The organism is Deltaproteobacteria bacterium (assembly GCA_016874775.1).
Taxonomy (GTDB): Bacteria; Desulfobacterota; Binatia; order Bin18; family Bin18; genus VGTJ01.
In genome coordinates, this window is record VGTJ01000346.1 from 1 (window position 1) to 2078 (window position 2078).

Annotated in this window: 3 protein-coding genes; all 3 read left to right on the forward strand. The window is 53.7% G+C overall.

Annotated features, from left to right (window positions below):
- Positions 1-97 precede the first annotated feature (97 nt).
- Genes FJ147_28325 through FJ147_28335 form a run of 3 tightly spaced genes read left to right on the forward strand, consistent with a single transcriptional unit; the run spans position 98 to position 1882 of the window.
- On the forward strand, positions 98-1033 hold the full coding sequence (locus FJ147_28325) for an acyl-CoA dehydrogenase (protein ID MBM4259790.1): 936 nt from the start codon (positions 98-100) through the stop codon (positions 1031-1033).
- A complete protein-coding gene (locus tag FJ147_28330) occupies positions 918-1277 on the forward strand; it encodes a hypothetical protein (protein MBM4259791.1) in 360 nt (119 codons plus the stop codon). Before FJ147_28325 ends, FJ147_28330 begins: the two co-directional genes overlap by 116 nt.
- Before the next feature lie 29 nt (positions 1278-1306).
- Positions 1307-1882, forward strand: coding sequence for an LLM class flavin-dependent oxidoreductase (locus FJ147_28335; GenBank protein MBM4259792.1), 576 nt, complete (start codon positions 1307-1309; stop codon positions 1880-1882).
- Positions 1883-2078 lie beyond the last annotated feature (196 nt).

Sequence of the window (2078 nt, forward strand, 5' to 3'; positions counted from 1 at the left end):
TGTATGCCGTGCGGGAGAGTTTGTTTAGTCATTACCTTCGCGCTGAACTACAAAACCCTCATGTCACGGCTTGTTAAGGTCCAAAGCGTAAGTCCTGATGGATTTCGACTACTCTCCGCAAGAAGAAACATTCCGACACGAGTTACGGACGTGGTTAGTGTCCAACCCACCTGATGACTACGATCCCGCCACGTTTCTCCATCTCGATCAGGATAGGCGCTTCGCGATCCAGCTTGCCTGGCAAAAGAAGCTCCATCGTGGTGGATGGGTCGGCATTCTTTGGCCAAAAGCGTACGGTGGGCGGGGCGCGACTGTCATGGAGCAGAATATCTATCGACAGGAGATGGTGCGCGCGCAGTTGCCCGAGATCGCCAATTTCATGGGCACGCGGATCGCCGGACCCACACTGATCCATTGGGGCACCGAAGAACAAAAACAACGCTACATTCCCACTATTCTCAATGGCGAGGAGATTTGGTGTCAGGGATATTCAGAGCCGGGTGCGGGCTCGGACATTGCCTCGTTGCAGACACGCGCAGTCGAAGAGGGCGACGATTTCGTCATCAACGGCCAGAAAGTGTGGACCTCGTTGGCCCAGTACGCGCACTGTTGCCTGTTGCTAGCGCGCACAGACCCTAGTGCTCCTAAACACAAAGGCATTTCGTGCTTTATTGTTGATATGCACGCTCCCGGCGTGAGCGTGCGGCCGCTACGACAGATTAACGGCGATACCGAGTTCAACGAAGTGTTTTTTGACAACGTACGGGTGCCGAGGGCGAATCTCATCGGTGCGAAGAACCAGGGGTGGCAAGTCACGCTAACGACCTTGATGTTCGAGCGCGTGACCTTTGACGTGTTGTCCCCGGTTGAGGCCGTGGTTGAACACCTTATAGAGACCGTGAACAGTAACAAGCACGATGGAGCACCAGGGAGGGACACTTCGAGTGTGCGGCAACAAGTCGCCCGCTTCTATAGTGAACTGCAAGCCATCAAGTACACTAGCCTGCGCCAACTCACCAGACAATTGCGGTGAACCTCCGGGTCCAGAAAGTTCTTTAGTGAAACTCGCGGCAAGCGAATTGAATAAGCAGGTCGTGCTGTTTGCCACCGCCCTCCTCGGCCTCCCTGGTCAAGTTGTATCTGGTAGTGAGCACGCGAGAGAAGGGAGTTACTGGATGCATAATGCCCTGAGCACCCACCTGTATACCATTGCCGGTGGCACGTCTGAGATTCAGCGCAGCATTGTCGGTGAGCGTGTGCTTGGTCTACCAAAGTGACAATGTCAGCAAGAGTGAGGAGAGTCTAGATGAAGTTCATGTATTTCTTTTACCCGGCGCTACCAGCAACAATCGAAGAACGCAAACGGCTACGGCCGATCGCTCGGCACAGCGAGTACTGGCAGAAAATGTTTGCGGAAATCGCCGAGCTATCTCGTATCGCCGAAGACGCAGGCTTTGAGGCGGTGGCATTTCCCGAGCACCACCTGCACACCGAAGGTGGGGAAATGGGCAGCTTGCCGTTATTGACACAATATGTGATCTCACAAACGAGTCGCGTCAAGGTCGGCCCGATCGGGATTGGCTGGAAACAGTGCTTACATTTCTTTGGCTTCACTGAAGCGTTTCGTTCCCCTGAGGATGACATGAAATACCCGAACAAGCAGCTCCTGCCACCGTCAGAATGCACGATGGAACGGCTAGAGCGCGCCGACTTCGCCCTGGTTGGCACCACCAGTGATATTCGACGGAAGATGGATCAACTGGTCGAGAACGCCAGTCCCGAATGGTTTATCTGGCAGTCGGACCAGGGATACGTACCCTTAGAGTACGTCAAGAAGGTGCTCATCCGTTTTGGTAAACAGATTTTGCCACATTATGTCTAGAGCGTTTTCGCAGGGTGGGTAGCGCCCACCCTGCACGAGACTAAATCGCACCGAGGAACGTTCGTACAGTTAGGCATGGGCAAGAATTAAGTTACCGATTAAGAGCGAGGAAGAAGCGTATAGTTCCAATCGCCATGAAACTTACCGGGTTTGATATTGAGCGCTTGAAACTCATCGTCGGAGACCTGTAGGCCTT

Bases quoted from the DNA above. Each gene is read 5' to 3' on its own strand.
- FJ147_28325 (MBM4259790.1), top strand. From the start codon at position 98: ATGGATTTCGACTACTCTCCGCAAGAAGAAACATTCCGACACGAGTTA.
- FJ147_28335 (MBM4259792.1), top strand. From the start codon at position 1,307: ATGAAGTTCATGTATTTCTTTTACCCGGCGCTACCAGCAACAATCGAA.
- FJ147_28330 (MBM4259791.1), top strand. From the start codon at position 918: ATGGAGCACCAGGGAGGGACACTTCGAGTGTGCGGCAACAAGTCGCCC.